At 35.6% G+C, this 3,144-nt stretch carries 4 protein-coding genes; all 4 read right to left on the bottom strand.

Annotated features, from left to right (window positions below):
- Positions 1 to 55: 55 nt before the first annotated feature.
- Positions 56 to 703, bottom strand: a complete 648-nt coding sequence (locus V7659_RS07455; protein ID WP_335539119.1) for an SH3 domain-containing protein — start codon at positions 701 to 703, stop codon at positions 56 to 58.
- Between the two features lie 138 nt (positions 704 to 841).
- A complete protein-coding gene (locus V7659_RS07450; RefSeq protein ID WP_335539118.1) occupies positions 842 to 1,726 on the bottom strand; it encodes an SCO family protein in 885 nt (294 codons plus the stop codon).
- A gap of 147 nt (positions 1,727 to 1,873) precedes the next feature.
- Positions 1,874 to 2,683 carry an ABC transporter ATP-binding protein gene (locus tag V7659_RS07445; RefSeq protein WP_335539117.1) on the bottom strand — a complete coding sequence of 270 codons (810 nt, stop codon included), beginning with the start codon at positions 2,681 to 2,683 and terminating at the stop codon, positions 1,874 to 1,876.
- Positions 2,684 to 2,831: 148 nt separating this feature from the next.
- Positions 2,832 to 3,144: electron transfer flavoprotein subunit alpha/FixB family protein (locus V7659_RS07440; protein ID WP_335539116.1), on the bottom strand; the 313-nt coding region annotated here is incomplete at its 5' end.

Below are 3,144 nucleotides of genomic sequence, written 5' to 3'. Positions count from 1 at the left end.
AAAAGGGGGTGACGAACACCTAAGCAGTGTTCGTCACCCCCTTTAAAATCTTAGATTAGAATTTTCTTTTTACTAATTTATGTTTACCCGCGTAGATATAAGACCCCATGAATTCATTTTCAGGATAAGAACTTGGATAAACTACTGTTAAATAAACATTGTTTCCGCTTAATTTAACAGTTGCGATCCCTTTGTTTAAAGCATATCCTTCTGTAAATTTGACTTTTCCAACTCCATTTTTATCAAAGGTAATCGTATATTTGTCTGTATCTGATTCCCTTGCATTGGAACCATCCGGCATGGACCACCAGATTCCATATAGATTAATTTTTGCTTTATTGTTACTCGTAAACTTTAAATCCAAACCAACACCTGGTTTACTTGTTGCAGAAGTAAACCATCTACCGCTGTATTTTTTATAACTCTTGACTGTTGCTATTTTAACGTATTTTTTCGAAATATATGCTTTTTTACTTTTATATGAAATTTTATAATAGTTATTTTTTGTAATCGAATAAACAGTTAAGGTTTTCCCCTTATACACTTTACCTAAGACCCTATATTTCGTTCCTGGCCCCGAATAAACTTTTGCACTACTTGAGGAAACTGTTACTTTTTTCGTTGCAGCAGAAGCTTCACTCATCGGTTGAAATAATGTAAAAACAAGTAAAAATGCCAGGATTAATTTCAGGTTTTTTCTCATGTTTTCTCCTCCGTATTCTCTACTCTTTGCCATTCTCAGGTTCACATAATATGGAATATTTTACTAAACAATGTTCTATTAAGCAATTATTTTTTTTTAATAGAAAGACCACTATCATTTGTAATAGTGGTCTTTCATTTATTTTCCTAATGTAATTACCTGATACAGTTCATTTCGATCGATCATACTTCCAGTAAATTCATGAGTTAACCTTCCGTCTTTATTAAATATAAACGTTTTATTATCATGCAAAACTTCTCTATCGTTTTTTTCGAAATGCTCACCAAGGGTATCTGCCAAGTTTTGAATCTGATTCTTGTCCCCTGTCAGCATTTTCAAGTAGGATAGGTCAAAATTCATTTTCTTTGCATGTTCTTTCATGACTTCTGGTGTATCATTTTCAGGGTCAAGTGAAACGGAAACAAGTAAAAGATTATCTGTTTTACTTCCTTTTGATTTCAGATCCTGCTGCAAATTGCTGAAATTCCCCAATAATATCGGACATGCGTTCGGGTCGATACAATTAACATACATAAAGGTCAGGACAACGGTTTTTCCTAAAAAATCTTGTTTCGTTACTGAATTTCCATTCTGGTCCATTAACTTAAAATCAGGTAAAGTAACCTCTTTTGTCACTTTATGGGCATTCTCTAATGTTTTTGCCTCAACAGTAAATTGCTTTTCGTCCTCAACAATTTTGTCATCGTGTTCCACTTTTATTGAAGCAACCCAATCACCGTTCATCGCTAAATTAGCGGTTCCTATATATTTGCCATCCCCTATTTCTTCTATAGCAACAGGGGTTGTTCCGTGATCCATATTTTTCATATTTAAGTCAGCACTTACTTTAGCACCCTTCACCGGATTTCCCTGTTTGTCAATCACTGAAAACTGCATCGCATATATTTTTCCAGGTGTAAATTTTTTTGGTGTAGAAAGTTTTATCGTAAAGTTACTTGCTGACCCACAGCCTGCAATCAATATAAACATCAGACTCCATATGAAAACAAAAGATTTTTTCATCTTGCCCAACCTCTCAGTCAGATAAATTTTAATAATATAGCTCCCTTATACTATATACTTCAATCTTCTCTAAATCTGTGAAGTTTTACACATTAACCAAAATAACGAGAGTAGACGCATGATGCATTCATGCGCCTTATTCGATCATTAATATGCTCTGATTCTATCTTTCTCATTAACCTGTATTCTAGTAAGCAATGGACGGTTTATCTTCCACTCTACCTGAACATGAAGATTGAAAAATTCCGTTAACTTTTCACTTGATATCAATTTACTTGTCTCTCCATCTGCAAAAACTTGACCCTCTTTTAGTAAAAGGGTTTTATTGAAAACAGGCAGGATTTCTTCGACATGATGGGTGACATAAATCAACGTCGGGCCATCGGGATTTTGAGCAATTTCATCAATCGATTCTAATAATTGTTCACGTGCAATAAAATCTAGTCCATTCGTCGGTTCATCCAAAATGAGCAAAGAGGGGTCTGCCATCAGTGCTCGAGCAATTAATACACGCTGCTTTTCCCCTTGTGATAATTTTTCGTAATTTCGGTTTGCATATCTAATACAACCAAGTGTCTCCAAGAGTCCAATAGCCTTTGTTCTCATTTCATCTGAAGGAGTTTCATATAGCCCAATCGATGCAAAAGCACCGCTTAAGACAACCTCAAATGCATTATCTCCTGGATGAAATTTTTCCTGAAGTGAAGATGAAACAAATCCAATCTGTTTGCGCAGTTTCTCACTTAGATACGTTTTCCCAAATTCCATCCCCAGTACAGTTATCTTTCCATTTGTTGGGAAATAATAGGCGTTTAATAAATTTAAGATCGCAGTTTTACCCGAGCCATTTAAACCAAATAATACCCAGTTTTCTCCTCTATTAATCTGCCAATTTACATCTCGCAAAATCCAATTTCCTTCTCGTCTTAATGAGACATTTTCAAGTTGTAGTATCATAGTTTAAGCTCCTTTATTATCATCAATTTTTACTAAGAAATTTTTGTATCTCTATTGTAACAAATTTTCAGAAAACAAAAAAATAAGCCCTTTCAGGAGGACTTACTAAATTCTTCAATCGAACCTTCAATCTATTAAAATAAATTTCTTACACTAGTACCTTTTTCAACTTTTCCGTAAGTGCTGGAATAACTGTCTTGTAGTCCGCAATCACACCGAGATTGGCACGTTTAAATATAGGCGCTTCTGAATCTGTATTGATTGCGACAACAGTCTTCGCATTGGTAATTCCTGCTAGATGTTGACTCGCACCAGAAATTCCGACTGCAATATAAAGGTCTGGTGTGACAACGGCTCCAGTTTGACCTACCTGAAGATTAGAGGGAACCCACCCGGCGTCACAGGCTGCCCTTGATGCTCCAACTGTCCCGCCCAATAACTCTGCTAGGGACTGCAAATCT

It is taken from the genome of Neobacillus drentensis (genome assembly GCF_036966985.1).
GTDB lineage: Bacteria > Bacillota > Bacilli > Bacillales > Cytobacillaceae > Neobacillus > Neobacillus drentensis_E.
The sequence above is the reverse complement of the archived record's forward strand: the minus strand, read 5'-3'. Positions and strand labels throughout refer to the sequence as shown.

Bases quoted from the DNA above. Each gene is read 5' to 3' on its own strand.
- V7659_RS07445 (WP_335539117.1), bottom strand. From the start codon at position 2,683: ATGATACTACAACTTGAAAATGTCTCATTAAGACGAGAAGGAAATTGG.
- V7659_RS07450 (WP_335539118.1), bottom strand. From the start codon at position 1,726: ATGAAAAAATCTTTTGTTTTCATATGGAGTCTGATGTTTATATTGATT.
- V7659_RS07455 (WP_335539119.1), bottom strand. From the start codon at position 703: ATGAGAAAAAACCTGAAATTAATCCTGGCATTTTTACTTGTTTTTACA.